The sequence below is a fragment of the Bradyrhizobium sp. STM 3562 genome (genome assembly GCF_045571435.1).
In the GTDB taxonomy this organism is placed as follows: Bacteria; Pseudomonadota; Alphaproteobacteria; order Rhizobiales; family Xanthobacteraceae; genus Bradyrhizobium.
This window is the reverse complement of sequence record NZ_CP120694.1, coordinates 291399-307638: the sequence shown is the minus strand read 5'-3', so window position 1 is coordinate 307638 and position 16240 is coordinate 291399. Positions and strand designations below refer to the sequence as shown.

The following is a 16240-nucleotide window of genomic DNA, read 5'->3' as shown; positions in this document are numbered from 1 at the left end:
CATAACCGCTGGCAGGAGCTTGTGGCATGCACGACTTATCAGCGCGCCACAAAACATCCGCCTGTGGTTATGTTATGGGTCCCGGATCGCGCTCGCCACGGACGATGCTGCGGCGTCGCCGGGAGCTCGCTCGTCCGGGACGACGTGGGAAAGAGCTGCGCTCAGCCCTTGTCGCTGTCGAGCCTGAGGATGTCGGAGCCCTCCTCGATCGATAGCAAGCCTGTGTCGGCGTAGATGTCGAGCTTGGCGCGCGTGTCGGCGATGTCCAGGTTGCGCATCGTGAGCTGGCCGATACGGTCCGCCGGGGTGAATGCGGCGTCTTCCACCTTCTCCATGCTCAGCCGCTCCGGCTGATAGGTCAGGTTCGGGCTCTCGGTGTTCAGGATCGAGTAGTCGTTGCCGCGGCGCAGTTCGAGCGTCACCTCACCGGTGACGGCGCGCGCCACCCAACGCTGGGCGGTTTCGCGCAGCATCAGGGCTTGGGAATCGAACCACCGCCCCTGGTAGAGCAATCGGCCAAGGCGCAAACCGCTGATGCGGTATTGCTCGATGGTGTCCTGGTTGTGGATGCCGGTGATCAGGCGTTCGTAGGCGATGTACAAGAGTGCCATGCCGGGCGCTTCGTAAATGCCGCGGCTCTTTGCCTCGATGATCCGGTTCTCGATCTGGTCGCTCATGCCAAGGCCATGTCGGCCGCCGATGGCGTTGGCCTCGAGAAACAGCGCGACCGGATCGGCGAAGGTCCGGCCGTTCAATGCGACGGGCTGGCCTTCCACAAAGCGCACGGAGACCTTCTCCGCCTTAACGACACAGTCGTCGCGCCAGAACGGCACGCCCATGATGGGGCTCACGATCGTGATCCCGGTGTCCAGGCGCTCGAGATCCTTGGCCTCGTGCGTTGCACCGAGGATATTGCTGTCCGTCGAATAGGCCTTTTCGGCGCTCATCTTGTAGTCGAACCCGTTCGCGGTCAGGAACGCCGACATTTCCGCGCGGCCGCCCAGTTCGTCGATGAACTGCTGGTCGAGCCAGGGCTTGTAGATCCTCAAGCTCGGATTGGTCAAAAGGCCGTAGCGATAGAACCGTTCGATGTCGTTGCCTTTGAACGTCGAGCCATCACCCCAGATGTTGACGCCGTCCTCTTTCATTGCCGCGACCAGCATCGTGCCGGTTACGGCGCGCCCGAGCGGGGTGGTGTTGAAGTAGGTCGCGCCGCCGGTCGAGATGTGGAAGGCGCCGGACTGGATGGCGGCGATACCTTCATGCACCAGTTGCGTGCGGCAATCCACGAGGCGCGCTTTTTCGGCGCCGAAGGCCTCGGCCTTGCGCGGAATCTCGTTGTAGTCGGCCTCGTCAGGCTGGCCGAGATTGGCGGTATAGGCAAAGACGCGGGCGCCCTTCTGCTTCATCCACAGCAGCGCCGCGCTGGTGTCGAGACCGCCCGAGAAAGCGATGCCGACTTTTTCCCCTTTAGGCAGGCTCTTCAAAATCGTGCTCATAGAGCTTCCAATCGCTCGAAATGGCTGATGTCGTTGGTGACTTGGCTGCGCGCATATCAAATTTCGCAGCCGTGGGCACCTGCTTAATGGCGGCTGGCGCGACCCGACTCGCTCACACCGACGGCGCGGGACCTGTTTCTCGGCCGAGCAGGCGCTGGCGGAGCCGATAGCCGGGCCAGGCAAAGCGCGTCAGCGCGGCGTCGACTCCCTCGTCCGACAGCCGGGTTCGCGGCCAGCGGTAAATGTAACCGTGGACGAGCCAGATTACGAGAAAGCTCACAAGGCCCGCGGCGGCGACGTCGGTGAAGAAATGACCGCCGAAGGCCATGCGCAGCACGCTCGTGGTCAGGCCGAAGGCGGTGGCGGCGGCATAGGCGAGCGGCCGCCAGGCCGGCGGGGCAAGGGCCGCCGGGGCATAGGTCCAAAAGGCGGTCGCGCCCTCGCCGGAGAAGAACGAGCAATTATGGCCGCAGCCGCCGCGCGGGTCCCACCAGGCGACGAACGGCAGTTCGCCGCTAAATTCGCTCACGGCGACGGGACGCGGCCGCCCCCAATAGGCTTTGGAGGTGAAATTGGTGAGCACGCCCGCCGACAGCGTCAGCGTGAGCAGGAGGAAGGCAACGGCACGGCCCGACATCAGAAGCGGCCGGTCCGGCCGCAGCAGCTTGATCACCAGCGCCGCGATCGCGGGCGTGGCGAGGCCCCAGGCGATCCACATCGCCGCATCGCGCGCGAAGGCAGCGAGCCAATCCTGCTTCAACGGAAACGCTCGCGACTGCGGATCATAAAACAGTGCCGCCAGCTTGAGGTCGAGTTCGGGATAAAGCCCGAACACAATGCCGATGACGATCGCCAGCGACAGCGCGATGAAGAGTCCGGTCCGGTTCATGGCGCGCGGTTTAGCGGAGGTATCGGAGCCTGAAAACCCCTGTTGTCATTCCGGGGCGATGCGTCAGCATCGAACTCTGATGTGCAATTGCACATCTGAGAATCTCGAGATTCTCAGGTGCGCAATTGCGCACCATAGTCCGCCTCTTTCGAGGCGCCCCGGAATGACACTCACTTTGGCGGCGGCGCCTGCGGAGGCTCCGGCGATGATGGCGGCCGCGACGCCGAGGGCAGCGGCGGGGGCGGATTGAGCTTGCGCGGAGGCACACGCCAGGCGCCGGCGGTGCGGCCGGCGATCATCCAATAGACCAGTCCCGCGACGATGCCGGCGCCGGTCATGATCTCGAGGTGCCGCCGCACAATGCCCTCGAAGCGCATGGTCTCGGTGTCGAAAGGAACCAGGCCGAGATAAAAGACGAGCCCGACCAACCCGCCACCGACCGCGTAGGTCAGCACGTTGCGGATGTAGAAGGCCTCGGTAATCGTGACGATCACCATTGCCGGTATTAGCGCGAAGCCGGAAATGACGACGAAACCGAAGCCGAGCAGAATGTCGAACACGCCCTCATCGACCGGGCCGGTGCCGAGCTCGCTGAACTCCGGAAACAACAGCGCGCCAATAATGATGATCCCCGCCGCGAGACAGGCGGCGAGAAAGCCGAGGAAGACGACGACAAGGCGGCCGATCAGCGTCATGAGAAAACGCCATTTCCGTCATTGCGAGGAGCGCGAGCGACGAAGCAATCCGGAATCTTGCTCAAGGCCCTGGATTGCTTCGCGGAGCCTGGCATCGGGCTGCGCCTTGCGCGGACCCGTCGGCTCGCAATGACGAATACGGACACCGAACGCACAACGACTAGTCCGTCATGGCCATGGCGCGCAGCGCCTGGCGCTCGCGTGCGGAGAGTTTTTCAGTCTCGGATTTCAACTGGCCGCAGGCGGCGAGAATGTCGCGGCCGCGCGGCGTGCGCACCGGCGAGGAATAGCCCGCGTTGAAGATGTATTCGGAGAATTTTTCGATCTGGTCCCAGTCCGAACATTCATAGGCCGTGCCCGGCCATGGATTGAAAGGAATCAGGTTGATCTTGGCCGGAATGCCCTTGAGCAGCTTGACCAGCAGCTTGGCGTCTTCGAGCGAATCGTTGACGCCCTTGAGCATCACATATTCGAAGGTGATACGCCGCGCGTTGGAGGCGCCGGGATAATCGCGGCAGGCCTGCAGCAATTCTTCAATCGGATATTTGCGGTTCAGCGGCACCAGCACGTCGCGCAGCTCGTTGCGCACCGCGTGGAGCGAGATCGCCAGCATGACGCCGATCTCCTCGCCGGCCCTGATGATATTGGGCACCACGCCCGAGGTCGACAGCGTGATGCGCCGGCGCGAGATGCCGATGCCCTCGTTGTCGGCGACGATCAAAAGCGCATCGCGCACCGCCTCGAAATTGTAGAGCGGCTCGCCCATGCCCATCATCACGATGTTGGTGACGAGCCGGCCGCTCTCGCGATTGTCCCAGTCGTTGAGACGGTCGCGCGCGACCACCACCTGACCGACGATCTCGCCGGCCGTCAGGTTGCGCACCAGGCGCTGCGTGCCGGTGTGGCAGAACGCGCAATTCAGCGTGCAGCCGACCTGGGAGGAGACGCAGAGCGTGCCGCGGTCGGTCTCCGGGATATAGACGCACTCGACCTCATGCGGCTTCTCGGCCTTATCGCCGGAAGGGAGCCGCAACAGCCATTTGCGGGTGCCGTCGTTGGAGATCTGCTCGGCGACGACTTCCGGCCGGTCCACGGTGAAATGCTTGGCGAGTTCGGCGCGCGTGTCCTTGGAGATCGAGGTCATCTCGTCAAAGCTCTTGGCACCGCGGAAATAGATCCAGTGCCAGAGTTGCTGCACCCGCATCTTGCGTTGGGCGGGTGCAACCCCGATCTCGCCGAGCCGCTCGGAAAGCTCAGACCGCGACAGGCCGATCAACGACGGCTTCGCCGGCGGCACATAGGCCTCCAGCGGGACTTTTTCCAAAGGCAGGGGCGCCGCGGAACCGGCCGCAATCGCGTTGGTGATGGTGCTGATCATGACCGATTAGATAAGGCGTCCCGCGCTTGCTGGAAAGTCGCCATGAATTGGTTTAGTGCCCAAAAAAGAGTTAGCGCTTGCAGTCCTGCGCGATCCTGTCGAGCGCCTGCGACAGGCCCTTGAGCGAGAACGTGTCGACCGTCTCGGTGCCTTTGGCCGAGACGCCCTTGACGACGACGTCGGAAGCGCGGCGCATCGCCTCCACCATCCGCTCTTCCTCGGCGGCGTTCTTGATCCAGAGCCCGTCTCCTTGCGTGTACATCGCATAGGTTGCGCCGCCGACTTGCAATGTCGATTCGGAGCCCGGCTTGAGCGCATAGCCGATCATGATCGAGACCTCGTTGAAAACCTTTTCCGCCGGACGCGTGGACACGAAGGCATAAGCCGGATCACGCGGCCGATTCGGCGGAACGGTTTTTGACGAGGTCGGTTTGGCCAGCGCGAAGCACACCTTCTTGCCGTTCGGCATGGCCGTGTAAGCGCCCCAGGTACCGAACTGGCCGATTAGGGTCGGCTCGGCACCGCCTGCGGCCGCGGCCGATGGCTTGGCAGCCGCCGGCGCCGGCTTGGCGGCGGCCTTTGCCTGCTTTGGCGAGGCCGCGGATTGCGCCTGCGCGAGGTGAGCCACCCCGCACGCCAATGCATTGATGATCAGAATTGTCAGCGCCCGCCGAAACGACATGAGCGGTTGGTTCCCCCAATATTGTGACTGGAAGATGGCCCGGTGATCGATGCTTCGCCGCGCGAAGCCATAGCCGGGAACACGAGTTTTGGGAAGGCAGCCACAGATTGTTGCGGGTCAGCTCTTCGCCCGAGAGGCGCGCAAGGCCTCCCATTGCGCCTCGCTCCATTGCAACAGATCCTCCGCGCCCGACGAACGCAGATGGGCGCCGCCGTCCTGCACCACCATTTCGCCGTTGATGTAGCCTGCGGCATCGCAGATCAGGAAACTGGCGAGGTCAGCCAGCTCGCTGACCTCGCCGACACGCCCCAGCGGATTGCGCGCAGCGCCCTCCTCGCGGCCTTCGGGGCGAAGCTGCCCGGAAGCACCCGGCGTCGGGAAACTGCCCGGCGCGATGGCGACCATGCGAATGCCCTTCGGCCCCCACTCGACGGCGAGGCTCTTGGTCATCGCCAGCAGCGCGGATTTCGCCATCGCCGAGGGCACGGTGAAGGCGCGGCCCGTGATGGTCGATGTTGAAAGGATCGACAGCACCACGCCCTTGTGCCGAGCTTCGATCCAGCGTTTGCCGGCGGCAATGGTGCAATAGAGCGCCATGCAGTGTTGGCGCCAGGACCGCGTCCGCCGCGCGGAACGACAGCCGCTCGGCCTGGGCAATGAAGGTTGCGGCAGCGTTGTTGACCAGGACATCCAGCGGAGCCTCGCGCCAGAGCTGGTCCATCATGGCCTCGACCGCAGCACCGTCGCGGATATCGCAGGCAATTGTGGCGACCTTGCCGCCGCTCGCGATGCGCATCTCGGCTGCCGTCGTCTCCAACACGTCCTGCCTGCGACCACAGATGACGAGCTCGGCCCCGAGCTCCAGAAACCGTCGTCCCATCGCGGCGCCGAGTCCGGTGCCGCCGCCGGTGATCAGGATGCGCTTGTGCTTCAGCAGGCCTTTTTCAAACATTGTTCGATCCCTCGTGAGACGTCGTTGCGATGTTCGCCAGCGGCATGATGATCCGGAATGTTTGACACGGCGATGGATTGCTTCGCGTCAGCGGCAATGACAAGTTGGCGCGACAAACTCTGCGTCCGAAACTCAGGTGGGTCCATGAAAGCCATTCTCTGCTCGCAATATTGCCAACCCGACGATCTCGTGCTGGCCGATGTGCCCGATCCCGTCGCGGAGGCTGGGCAGGCCGTGATCGCGATCAAGGCCGCGGCGCTGAATTTTTTCGATCTCCTGATGATCCAGGGCAAATACCAGATCAAACCGCCGTTTCCGTTCTCGCCGGCGGCCGAAGTCGCAGGCGTGATCGAGAGCGTCGGGGCAGGTGTCACCGACCTCAAGGTCGGCGACCGTGTCATCGCCTCCTGCGGTCACAATGGCGCGCGCGAGAAGATCGCGCTGCCGGCCGCCTCCATTGTGAAGATTCCCGACAATCTGGATTTCGACCGCGCCGCCGGCATCATCATCATCTACGGCACCGCGCTGCATGCGCTGGAGGATCGCGCAAGCCCGAAGCAAGGCGAGACGCTCGCGGTCTTGGGCGCTGCCGGCGGCACCGGCCTTGCCGCTTGCGAGCTCGGCAAGCTGATGGGGCTGAGGGTGATCGCCTGCGCGTCGTCGGAGGAAAAGCTCGAATTCGCCAAGGCGCACGGCGCCGAGCTGACGCTGAATTATGCCAACGAGGACCTCAAGGAGGGCTTGCGCCGTCTCACCGACGGCAAGGGCGCCGACATCATCTTCGATCCGGTCGGCGGCAACTATGCCGAGGCCGCGTTGCGTTCGATCGCCTGGGAAGGCCGCTTCCTGGTGATCGGCTTTGCGGCCGGTGACATTCCGAAGATGCCGCTCAACCTCGCGCTGCTCAAAGGCTGCGACATCCGCGGCGTGTTCTGGGGCAATTGGGCGCGGCTCAATCCCGCAAAGAACCGCGCCAACCTGCAAAAGCTCGTGCAGTGGACGGCGGAAGGCAAGATCTCCTCGCATGTCGATCGGACCTTCCCGCTGTCGCAAACCGCCGACGCGCTCAAGGTCCTCGCGGGCCGCAAGGCGATGGGCAAGGTGATCGTGCATCCCTGACGGCGATGCCCGCGCGCACCCGCGCAAAAACGGCGGCTCAGGGTGCGCGTGGGCGGGCAATGTAAACCAGGCATTAACCATAGCGGCCCACCACGCAGACGTTTCGTCCCAATGTCACATTTGCCGTTTTCGCCACAATTTCGCCACGAGCAAAACAGTCTCGGCGCGGCGTCCGGTCTGAGCGCTCGGCCCTTGGCCGGGGTGAGAAAGCGGACCGGAACGATCTCCATATAAGTTGTATATGCCGCTGATAACGCGTCGGTTTTTCTAACCCAGCCTACCCTGACCGGATGCACCGGACGCTGCGGCGGGTGATCTGCGATGCAGCGAATTCGCAGAAGATGATGTCCACAATTTCATTGTGAACTGCTCTCGTCCGCCTCAATGAATCCAAAAAATCTCCCCATTCGTGCCTAGCTGAGCCGTCTTTTGGGCTGATTCAGACGGCGGATTACCGCAGTTCCAGTAGCGGGGCGGCATCTGGACAATAACAATGAATAGCAGGGACATTGGCCAAGGCTGCCCCGACTGTTGCGTTGCAGTAGTGGGGAAGCATCACCATGGTAGAGCCAAGGACGCGGTTTCGTTCATACGATCACGATGTCGATGGGTTTGACGAAGACTTAACGAACTCTCAACCAGCGGCTTACAGGTTCGGACGATCCGCAAGAAACGACTACACACCGGATCAGTCGGTCCCATTGTTCCTGTCCGATCCCGACGGCGAACCGGAGCCGCACGAATTCGTCGCCCCGCCGCGCAGGCGAGGGCTCGCGTCCATCACATCGAAAATACTTTTGCTGGTCGTTGCGGCCTCGGGTGCGGCCGCGTTGTTCACCTGGTTCTCCTCCGACGCAACGCGCGACATCATCGTCAACGCAAAGGCTTCCATCTCCGCCGCGGTATCGCCGAGCGCCGCTGCAAAGCCGGAGGGTGGTCAGCTCACGGCTGCCGATCTGCAGTTGAAGGATCCCACGCGCATGACTGCGCCGGCGTCTGAGGCGAGCGCCAGCGCGCCGACGCCTGGGCCTAGGGTGGTGGCGACGGCAACAGCACCATCGCGTGAGGAGATTTCGACTGCCTACCAGGCAGCCTTGCGAAGCGCAGCACCTGCTGCTGCGACACCGCCTGTCCCTGTCGTGACGCCGCCTGCCGCTGCGGCACCGGCTGCCGCCGTGGCGCCGCAGGTTGCTGTCGCGCCGCCAGTTGCCGAGCCCGCCCCGGCGCCGCAGCCGAAGCGGATCGACAGCGCAGAGCTCGCCACGCTGATGAAGCGCGCCAAGGATTTCCTGGCAATGGGCGACGTTCCCGCGGCGCGGCTGCTGCTCGAACGCGCCGCCGAAGCGCAGAACGCCGAGGCCGCGCTGATGCTGGCCCGGACCTACGACCCGGCTGTGCTTGGTCCCTCCGACGTCCGCAACATCACGCCGGAGCCGGAGAAGGCGCGCGCCTGGTACCAGAAGGCCGCCCAGTTCGGCTCCGCCGAGGCCCGACAGCGCCTAGCGCAACTACCTGCCAATTAGCTTTCACATTCAGGGGACAACATGCGTAAGATTTTTGGACTGGCCATCGTTGCCATCGCGATGGTGTGCGGCCTCGCCGCGCGCGCCGAAGAGACCGAGTATGATCCGGCCAAGGTCAGCGACAGCCTCAGGGCCATCTTTCAATTCGGTTCGGCGCAGACCAAGCAGGCGCTCAACGCCAACACGGTGACGCTGATCACCGGCACCATCGGCGGCACCTATGTCCAGTTCGGCGCGGACCTCGCCTCCGTGCTGGATGACGGCAACAAGCTGCGCGTGCTCCCCATCGTCGGCCGCGGCTCGGTCCAGAGCGTCGCCGACATTCTGTTCCTGCAAGGCGTCGACCTCGGCATCGTGCGCGCCGACACGCTCGACTATCTCGAGCGCAAGGGCTTTGCGAAAGACATCAAGCGGCAATTCACTTACGTGACCAAGCTCTACAACGAAGAGATGCAGGTCATTGCGCCGAAAACGGTGCGCAATCTGAAGGATCTCGAGGGCAAGACGGTCAGCGTCGATCTGCCCAACGGCGGCACCTTCGTTACAGCGTTGACCGTGTTCGAGCGGCTCGGGCTGAAGGCGAATTTCGTCTATATCGAGCAGCGCATCGCGATGGAGAAACTGAAGAAGGGCGAAGTTGACGCGGTGATTGTCGTCGGCGGCAAGCCCTACAAGTCCGTCAGCACCTTCAACAACGACGGCCGCTTTCACCTCGCAACGGTCGACTACGACAGGCCGCTGCAGGGCGACTACCTGCCGGCGCGCATGACCTCGAAGGACTATCCCAATCTGATCGCCGACGGCGAAACGGTTGATACCATCGCGGTGCCGGCGGTGCTTGCCGCCTATAATTGGGCCCCCAACACCGACCGTTATCGCAAGCTCGCGCTGTTCGTGGACGCGTTCTTCACGAAATTCCCGACCTTCCAACATCCTCCGTTCCATCCGAAATGGAAGGAGACTTCGCTGGCAGCCCCGCTGGCGGGCTGGCAGCGCCTGCCGGCCGCGCAGCAATGGCTGGAATCCCACGGCATCGATCAGGCCATGCGCAATCGGTTCGAGACCTTCCTGCAGCAGAATCCCGCGGCAGCGAAGAGCATCCAGTCGGAGTCCGATAAGGAAGCCCTGTTCAAGCAGTTCCAGGCCTGGCAGGCCGACCAGGCCGAGAAGGAGAATGCAAGGGCTCAGGCGCAGGTTGCCGACAAGCCGATCAAGCGCCCGCGCAACTAGCTTTCTCGATCGGGGGCAAAAGAGCCGGAGCGGTGGCGGAAGCTGCGCTCCGGCCTTGTTAAATTTCGCTCTCGATACCCCGCTTCAGTGCGGCGCGCGCAGCCTCGCGATGCTCCGGCGTGATGTGAGCGGCAACCATGCGGATTGCGGTGGCGAGGATGGCGGCATCGTCGGTGAAGCCGAGGACCGGCATCACGTCCGGAATGAAATCGAACGGCAGGATGAAATAGGCGATCGCCCCTAGCAGCGCGACCTGGACATGCCGCGGCGTCTCCTTGTCGAAGGCACAGTAATAGGCAGCCAGCAGATCCTCCGCGAAAGGAAGCGTCGCCATCACGCGCTTGAACTTACCCCAGAACCGCCGGCGCACGCTCTCGCGGTCCTCAGCCAGCCGATCGGCCGGCTCAAAGCCCACTGAATAGTCTGACGCCATTGCCAAAACTCCCCTCAAGCCTCTGGATCGTTCTGAAACACCATTTCGAACCGTCATCCTGACGTGCCGTCGCGAAGCGGCGGCCTCGAAGGATGAACGGCCCCCCGCTACGAGAGCCCGGCCCTCGTCCCTCGAGGCGCGTCAACGGAGCGGCGTTCCCTTGACGAGCGCCTCAAGGTGACGAGACGAACGTAGGGCCGCACTTGAATGTCGTCCGATCCTAGCTCCAGCAGCGGGGCACTGGCTAGCGCCACCGCAAGCCTTGTGGCCTTGCCGCGTTCAAACGCCAAGCTGCCCGGCAATGGCGTTCATCGCCTTGGCGAGCTTGATGTCGCGCTCGGTGACGCCGCCGGCATCATGGGTGGACAGCACCACTTCCACGGTCCTGTAGACGTTGCGCCATTCGGGGTGATGGTCGTGTTTTTCGGCGACCAGTGCCGCACGGGCCATGAAGCCGAAGGCCTCGTTGAAGTCCTTGAACACGAAGGTCCGCGTGATCGCCTCCCGGCCCTGCGCCTCTGCCCAGCCGGGCAGGCCCTTAAGCTCCGATTTGCGCGCTTCTGTCGTCAGTCGGTTCACCATGATCGTCTCCCGTTCTGGCCGGAACTTTGCTTGACCGCGCGAGGTTGCATAGCTCGCCACCTAGGCCATTGATTAGGCATGATCTTTTCAGACAGCGGCACCCGCTTTCCCCGATCATGCCGTAATGCCGCGAGCATCCCGCCGGATCCGCTAACCATGACGCAGTTGTAACCCTTCGGGTCCAAGGAATTTGCTACAATGCCGCAAACTGTGCCGGCGCCATGAAGTTGAGCCTCAAACGCTTATTTGCGAGATCCATGACCGGAGGCCTCGATCTAGCCGCTCCACCGGCCCCAGCCCCGCCGCGCTCGCCGGGACAGCAAACGCTGTTGGTCGCGATCGCGCTGGTCCTCGCGCTGATCGGCGCGGTTGCCGGCGGCTATTACTTTGCGATGCGGCCGGTGCTCTTGAAGATCGCCGTGGGCCCCCCCAACAGCGATGACGTCAAGGTGGTGCAAACGTTGACGCAGACGTTTGCGCAGACGCACGGCTATGTGCGCCTGAAGCTCGTTCAGACCGACGGGGCCGTTGCCAGCGCGGAGGCGCTGTCGAAAGGCAATGTCGATCTTGCGATCATTCGCGGCGATCTCGACGTGCCCAAGAACGCGCAGGCGGTGGCGACCCTGCGCAAGAACGTTGTCGTGATCTGGGTACCGGGGGCCAAGGGCAAGAAAAAGCTGGGCGCGAAGATCACCAAGATCGCCCAGCTCGCCGGGCATCGCGTCGGTGTCGTTGGCCGCACCGAGGCCAACGTGAACCTGCTCAAGGTGATCCTGCAGCAGTACGGCGTCGATCCCGGCAAGGTGGAGATCGTGCAGTTTCCGACCGCGGAAGTGGCGGAGGCCATCCGCAACCAAAAGGCGGACGCCTACCTCGCCGCGGGCCCGGTCAACAGCAAGATCACGGCGGAGGCAATTGCCGCATCCGCCAAGGAAAGCGGCGAGCCGACCTTCCTCGCCATCGATCTGGCGGACGCGATCGCCCAGAACCATCCCGCCTACGACGCCGCGGATATTCCCGCGGGCGCCTTCAGCGGCTCACCCGATCGTCCCGACGATGAGGTGAAGACCATCAGCTTCAACCACCACATCGTCGCCCGCAAGGGCCTGTCGGACACCACGGTGGCGGCACTCACGCGGCAATTGTTCGCGGCGCGGCAGCAACTGATGGCGGAGTTTCCGCTCGCCGCGAAGATCGAAACCCCCGATACCGACAAGGACGCCGTCATTCCCGCGCATCCCGGCGCGGCCGCCTATGTCGACGGCGAGGAGAAGACCTTCCTCGACAAATACAGCGACTACATCTGGTGGGCTCTGATGGCGCTGTCGGCGACGGGCTCGCTGGGAGCCTGGTTCGCAGGCTATCTGAAACGGGACGAGCGCAACACCAACAGCCATTTGCGCGAGCGCCTGCTCGAGATGATCGCGCAGGCCAGGCGCAGCGATTCAGTCGAGGAGCTCGATCAGCTCCAGAGCGAAGCGGACACGATTCTGCGCGACACGCTGCGTTGCTTCGAGGACGGCGCGATCGAGCAAGGCGCGCTGGTCGCCTTCAACATCGTGCTCGATCAATTTCACCGCGCGGTCGCCGACCGCAGGCTCCTGATCGCGACCATGTCGCAGAATCTGCAGCGCGCCGGCGCGCAGTTCCGCGCCATGAGCACGCTTTAATCCGGGCGTCATAGACTTTTCCTATAGCGGTTAGCGTCCTTCCGTGACGGCGGCCCGTCATTCCGGGGCGCCTCGAAGAGGGCGAACTATGGTGCGCAATTGCGCACCTGAGACTCTCGAGATTCTCAGATGTGCAATTGCACATCAGAGTTCGATGCTGACGCATCGCCCCGGAACGACGGGGCCCATGTCACGCGTCGAAGCAGACTCAAACCCGAGGCTCCTATGGCCATCAAAATCACCCGCAACGAATTCCGCCCGATCTCCCGCCGCCGTTTCCTCTCCACCGCGGCAGGTGCGGGTATCGGCGCGATCGCGATGCCCTATCTCAGCCGCGCCGCCGACCGGCCGCTGGTGACCCATGGCGTGCAGTCCGGCGACGTGTCGTCCGATAGCGGCGTGGTCTGGGCGCGCGCCGATCGCGCCTCGCAAATGCTGGTCGAGGTCTCGACATCCGAGTCCTTTGCCAATGCGCGCGCGCTGCCGCCGATCGCGGCGCTGCCGGAAAGCGACTTCACCGCGAAAATGCTGCTGGAAAATCTGCCCGGCGGCCAAGGCATCTTTTATCGCGTGAAGTTCCGCGATCTCGCCCATACCAGCATCGAGAGCGAACCCGTGGTCGGCCGCTTCCGGACCGCTCCGTCCGACAGGCGCGACGTCAGTTTCGTCTGGGGCGGCGACGTCGCTGGCCAGGGCTGGGGCATCAACCCCGACGACGGCGGCATGCTCACCTTCTCGACCATGCGCAAGCACCGGCCCGACTTCCTGCTGCATTCCGGCGATACCATCTATGCCGACGGCATCATTTCCTCCGAGGTGAAGCTCGCCGACGGCAAGATCTGGAAGAACGTCACCATTCCGGAGAAGGCCAAGGTCGCCGAGACGCTCGAGGAGTACCGCGCCGCGCACAAATACAATTTCCTCGACGACAATGTGCGCGCCTTCAATGCCGAGGTGCCGATCTTCGTGCAGTGGGACGATCATGAAGTGACCAACAACTGGTCGGCCTCGAAGGAGCTTCCCGCCGCCTACAAGGAACGCAACATCGCGCTGCTCGCCGCGCGCGCGGCACGCGCCTTCCACGAGATGTATCCGATGCGCGAAAGCATCGTCGAGCCGGGGCGGGTGTACCGGAGCATCAGCTACGGCCCGCTGCTCGACGTCTTCGTTCTCGACGAGCGCAGCTATCGTGGCCCGAACGGGCCTAATCTTCAGGAGACCTATGGTCCCGACGCTTATTTCATCGGGCCGGACCAGATGGCCTGGCTGAAGCGCTCGCTTCTGGACTCGCGTGCGATGTGGAAGGTGATCGCCTCCGATATGCCGCTCAGCCTGATTGTCTATGACGACGCAGCCAACAGGCGCGGCTCGGAAGCGTTCGCGCAAGGCGATGGACCGCCGCGCGGCCGCGAGCTGGAGATCGCCGACATCCTGCGCTTCATCAAGACCGCGCCGATCCACAACACCGTATGGCTGACGGCGGACGTGCACTACGCCGCCGCGCATTACTACAATCCGAACAAGGCGCAATTTCAGGAGTTCGAGCCGTTCTGGGAATTCGTCTCCGGCCCCCTGCATGCCGGCACCTTCGGACCGAACGAACTCGACAACACGTTCGGCCCCGAAGTGCGCTTCATCAAGGCGCCGGGTGAAGGCAAGCAGAACCTGCCTCCGTCGGAGGGCATGCAGTTCTTCGGTCATGTCAAGATCGACGGGGCGAGCGGACAGATGACGGTGACCTTGCGCGACCGCGCCGATGTCGCGTTGTGGTCGACCACACTCGATCCGAAGCTGGGGTAATCGGAGCACACGCGGACCCGTCATTCCTGACGGGCCGCCGCCAACGGGTCCGCGCGAAGCGCGGCCCGATGACAGGCTCCGCGGCGGCCTCGAAGGGTGACGGAAAGCCCAGTGTCCGTTTCGATCTCCTACGCGTCGCCTACGATCGTGGCGTCTGCCGCAGCGCCGCTTCCAGCGCTTCGGTCGTGCACGGCTTGCTCAATCTCGGCCTGTCCGCGAACGCCTCCAGGACGTTCGCCTCAGCGCCATACCCGGTGACGAAAACGAACGGGATCCTCAGCGCGTCGAGCCTTTCGGCGACCGCAAAGCTTTTCTCGCGAATCAACGAGACGTCGAGCAATGCGAAGTCCGGTGCGCGTTCGCCGATCATCGCGAGCGCGCGTGCCACGTTACTGGCCGATCGCACCCGCTTCACCCCGCAGCCGCGAATCCTGTCCTCGAAATCGAGCGCGATGATCGGATCATCCTCCACGATCAGAATATCCAGCGGCAGGCCCGAAGGGCCGTCGGGAGAGTCCACTTCCATAATTGCGGGATCTCTAAAGGTTTGATGGGGTGGAGATGTAGCCGCGGCGGACCCGCCGGCCCCGAAGGCGTGTCGGTGAGTTCCCGACGGCGAAGCCACCACAAAGAACTTTCACTGTCTGCGCACTTGTGAACGGAACCTCGGAACCGCCTGGCCATTATCCTCGCCGGTGGAGGAGGGACCTTGGCGATGCTGAGGCGACGTGATGAAACGGCCGTGGTCATTGACCGGCCGTATAATAATCTATTGCGGCGGCTCGACGCGGATGACTACGCGCTGCTTGCCCCGCATCTTTGCTATGAGGAAGGGGAGCCCGACGAGCTGCTCTACAGCCCTGGCGACAACGTCAATGTGGTGCACTTTCCGTGCGGGCCGAGCCTCGCCACCTTCCTGGTCGCGAACGAAGACGGCCGCGATGTCGAGACCATCCTGGTCGGCCGAGAGGGCGCGGTGGGCGGCATTGTCAGCGAGGGATATCTGCCGGCCTACACCCGCATCTCCGTGAAATTCGGCGGTCCGTTCGTGCGCATGCCCGTCGACCAGCTCGACGCGGCGAAGCTACGGTCCAAGACCCTGCGCAACGTCTTTACCCGGTACGCGGACTGCCTGCTGGCGCAGATCTTCCAATCGACCGCCTGCAACGCGATCCACTCCATCGAGCAGCGAACCGCGAAATGGATCATGTCGGCGATGGAGCGTACCGATGCCGAGGAGATCGTACCGCTGACCCATGAGCAGCTTTCGACCCTGCTCGGCGTCGGCCGCAGCTACACCAGCCGGGTGATCCAGATTTTCAAGGCCGAAGGAATCCTCGAGACCAGGCGCGGCGCCATCCGGGTGCGCGACCGCGCGGCGTTGAAGGGACGCGCCTGTCTCTGCAACCAGTCGGTCAAGAACCATTTTGAGGAGGTGTTGAGCGGCGTTTACCCGACCGCGGAGGAGGGGGCCTGAGGCGCCTGATTGGCGCCTAAAATCAGCCCTGCCCCGGCCAAACAAGCCATTGTTTTTTGGCGTTTCCTGAATATATTGCGCCGCAAACGCGTGAGAGGTGCCCGGTCTGTTGGCCGGGCTTCCTTTTTGGGGTGTCGCACCATCCCGCAGCATGATCCGGAGGGCCGCGCGAGCGGCAAGGCCGGGGCCGGTTGTCCGAAACGATCATGCGCGAATCAAAGCAAGGAGTGGGACGACCCTTCGAAGAAGGGTCATCGCGCTCTGGTATCTCAGGTCTTGAGCGTTAACGGAAAACTGGTCCCGTTATCAGG

14 protein-coding genes and 1 pseudogene are annotated in these 16240 nt (G+C 63.5%); 6 read left to right on the top strand and 9 right to left on the bottom strand.

The features are described from left to right. Positions 1-161: 161 nt before the first annotated feature. The 6 genes and pseudogenes from argG to P6U23_RS01420 form a co-directional block, all read right to left on the bottom strand. Complete coding sequence (gene argG / locus P6U23_RS01445) at positions 162-1499, bottom strand: argininosuccinate synthase (protein WP_407177852.1); 1338 nt, start codon at positions 1497-1499, stop codon at positions 162-164. Positions 1500-1611: 112 nt separating this feature from the next. After that, on the bottom strand, positions 1612-2388 hold the full coding sequence (locus tag P6U23_RS01440; RefSeq protein ID WP_407177851.1) for a phosphatase PAP2 family protein: 777 nt from the start codon (positions 2386-2388) through the stop codon (positions 1612-1614). Between the two features lie 170 nt (positions 2389-2558). After that, positions 2559-3083 (bottom strand): hypothetical protein, encoded by a 525-nt coding sequence (locus tag P6U23_RS01435; protein ID WP_407177850.1) that lies wholly within the window; start codon positions 3081-3083, stop codon positions 2559-2561. Positions 3084-3243: 160 nt separating this feature from the next. Next, positions 3244-4461 (bottom strand): 23S rRNA (adenine(2503)-C(2))-methyltransferase RlmN, encoded by a 1218-nt coding sequence (gene rlmN / locus P6U23_RS01430; protein WP_407177849.1) that lies wholly within the window; start codon positions 4459-4461, stop codon positions 3244-3246. Positions 4462-4531: 70 nt separating this feature from the next. Beyond that, a complete protein-coding gene (locus P6U23_RS01425) occupies positions 4532-5143 on the bottom strand; it encodes an invasion associated locus B family protein (protein ID WP_407177848.1) in 612 nt (203 codons plus the stop codon). Positions 5144-5260: 117 nt separating this feature from the next. After that, positions 5261-6095: pseudogene (locus P6U23_RS01420) on the bottom strand (SDR family oxidoreductase). 144 nt (positions 6096-6239) lie between these two features. On the opposite strand from P6U23_RS01420, the gene P6U23_RS01415 reads away from it, so the two are divergent. From P6U23_RS01415 to P6U23_RS01405, 3 genes are all read left to right on the top strand, one after another. After that, positions 6240-7214, top strand: coding sequence for an NADPH:quinone oxidoreductase family protein (locus P6U23_RS01415; RefSeq protein WP_407177847.1), 975 nt, complete (start codon positions 6240-6242; stop codon positions 7212-7214). Between the two features lie 701 nt (positions 7215-7915). Beyond that, entirely contained in the window at positions 7916-8737 is an 822-nt protein-coding gene (locus P6U23_RS01410) for a hypothetical protein (RefSeq protein ID WP_407177846.1), read from the top strand. Between the two features lie 21 nt (positions 8738-8758). Further along, positions 8759-9967, top strand: a complete 1209-nt coding sequence (locus P6U23_RS01405; RefSeq protein WP_407177845.1) for a TAXI family TRAP transporter solute-binding subunit — start codon at positions 8759-8761, stop codon at positions 9965-9967. Positions 9968-10025: 58 nt separating this feature from the next. Here the strand turns inward: P6U23_RS01405 and P6U23_RS01400 are convergent, their stop codons facing one another. Next, positions 10026-10400 carry a YkvA family protein gene (locus P6U23_RS01400; protein WP_407177844.1) on the bottom strand — a complete coding sequence of 125 codons (375 nt, stop codon included), beginning with the start codon at positions 10398-10400 and terminating at the stop codon, positions 10026-10028. A 279-nt stretch (positions 10401-10679) separates the two neighbouring features. Next, a complete protein-coding gene (locus P6U23_RS01395; RefSeq protein WP_407177843.1) occupies positions 10680-10982 on the bottom strand; it encodes a 4a-hydroxytetrahydrobiopterin dehydratase in 303 nt (100 codons plus the stop codon). Between the two features lie 221 nt (positions 10983-11203). On the opposite strand from P6U23_RS01395, the gene P6U23_RS01390 reads away from it, so the two are divergent. Next, on the top strand, positions 11204-12652 hold the full coding sequence (locus P6U23_RS01390; protein WP_407177842.1) for a TAXI family TRAP transporter solute-binding subunit: 1449 nt from the start codon (positions 11204-11206) through the stop codon (positions 12650-12652). A 225-nt stretch (positions 12653-12877) separates the two neighbouring features. Next, the gene (locus P6U23_RS01385; RefSeq protein ID WP_407177841.1) at positions 12878-14452 is read left to right on the top strand and encodes an alkaline phosphatase D family protein; all 1575 of its coding nucleotides are present in this window, start codon (positions 12878-12880) and stop codon (positions 14450-14452) included. A gap of 139 nt (positions 14453-14591) precedes the next feature. On the opposite strand, the gene P6U23_RS01380 is transcribed toward P6U23_RS01385, so the two are convergent. Continuing rightward, complete coding sequence (locus P6U23_RS01380) at positions 14592-14978, bottom strand: response regulator (RefSeq protein WP_407177840.1); 387 nt, start codon at positions 14976-14978, stop codon at positions 14592-14594. Between the two features lie 189 nt (positions 14979-15167). Here P6U23_RS01380 and P6U23_RS01375 point away from each other — a divergent pair, with 189 nt between their 5' ends. Next, positions 15168-15929 carry a Crp/Fnr family transcriptional regulator gene (locus P6U23_RS01375; protein WP_407177839.1) on the top strand — a complete coding sequence of 254 codons (762 nt, stop codon included), beginning with the start codon at positions 15168-15170 and terminating at the stop codon, positions 15927-15929. Positions 15930-16240 lie beyond the last annotated feature (311 nt).

Bases quoted from the DNA above. Each gene is read 5' to 3' on its own strand.
- P6U23_RS01415 (WP_407177847.1), top strand. From the start codon at position 6,240: ATGAAAGCCATTCTCTGCTCGCAATATTGCCAACCCGACGATCTCGTG.
- P6U23_RS01385 (WP_407177841.1), top strand. From the start codon at position 12,878: ATGGCCATCAAAATCACCCGCAACGAATTCCGCCCGATCTCCCGCCGC.
- argG (WP_407177852.1), bottom strand. From the start codon at position 1,499: ATGAGCACGATTTTGAAGAGCCTGCCTAAAGGGGAAAAAGTCGGCATC.
- P6U23_RS01390 (WP_407177842.1), top strand. From the start codon at position 11,204: ATGAAGTTGAGCCTCAAACGCTTATTTGCGAGATCCATGACCGGAGGC.
- P6U23_RS01425 (WP_407177848.1), bottom strand. From the start codon at position 5,143: ATGTCGTTTCGGCGGGCGCTGACAATTCTGATCATCAATGCATTGGCG.
- P6U23_RS01435 (WP_407177850.1), bottom strand. From the start codon at position 3,083: ATGACGCTGATCGGCCGCCTTGTCGTCGTCTTCCTCGGCTTTCTCGCC.
- P6U23_RS01400 (WP_407177844.1), bottom strand. From the start codon at position 10,400: ATGGCGTCAGACTATTCAGTGGGCTTTGAGCCGGCCGATCGGCTGGCT.
- P6U23_RS01375 (WP_407177839.1), top strand. From the start codon at position 15,168: ATGCTGAGGCGACGTGATGAAACGGCCGTGGTCATTGACCGGCCGTAT.
- P6U23_RS01405 (WP_407177845.1), top strand. From the start codon at position 8,759: ATGCGTAAGATTTTTGGACTGGCCATCGTTGCCATCGCGATGGTGTGC.
- rlmN (WP_407177849.1), bottom strand. From the start codon at position 4,461: ATGATCAGCACCATCACCAACGCGATTGCGGCCGGTTCCGCGGCGCCC.
- P6U23_RS01440 (WP_407177851.1), bottom strand. From the start codon at position 2,388: ATGAACCGGACCGGACTCTTCATCGCGCTGTCGCTGGCGATCGTCATC.
- P6U23_RS01395 (WP_407177843.1), bottom strand. From the start codon at position 10,982: ATGGTGAACCGACTGACGACAGAAGCGCGCAAATCGGAGCTTAAGGGC.
- P6U23_RS01380 (WP_407177840.1), bottom strand. From the start codon at position 14,978: ATGGAAGTGGACTCTCCCGACGGCCCTTCGGGCCTGCCGCTGGATATT.